The following is a 264-nucleotide window of genomic DNA, read 5'->3' as shown; positions in this document are numbered from 1 at the left end:
AGTAGGACGCCGCCAAGCGAACTCTTTCATCCTACATAGAAAACAGGCTCTGCATGTTGACGTTGTACGATGAGTTGCATTTGCACTGCAAATGCATATTATTCCCTGATAGCTCAGTTGGTAGAGCACTCGACTGTTAATCGAGTTGTCACAGGTTCGAGCCCTGTTCGGGGAGCCATTTGCTCTCATAGCTCAGTAGGTAGAGTGCATCCATGGTAAGGATGAGGTCACCGGTTCGATCCCGGTTGAGAGCTTTGGAAATGG

At 48.9% G+C, this 264-nt stretch carries 2 tRNA genes; both read left to right on the top strand.

Annotated features, from left to right (window positions below):
• Positions 1–102 precede the first annotated feature (102 nt).
• A tRNA-Asn gene (locus AMS66_RS07575) sits at positions 103–178 on the top strand.
• Between the two features lie 3 nt (positions 179–181).
• Positions 182–254: transfer RNA gene (locus tag AMS66_RS07570), tRNA-Thr, on the top strand.
• Positions 255–264 lie beyond the last annotated feature (10 nt).

The organism is Paenibacillus xylanivorans (assembly GCF_001280595.1).
In the GTDB taxonomy this organism is placed as follows: domain Bacteria; phylum Bacillota; class Bacilli; order Paenibacillales; family Paenibacillaceae; genus Paenibacillus; species Paenibacillus xylanivorans.
Note: the sequence above shows the minus strand (reverse complement) of the source record. Positions and strands in the feature narration are given on the sequence as shown.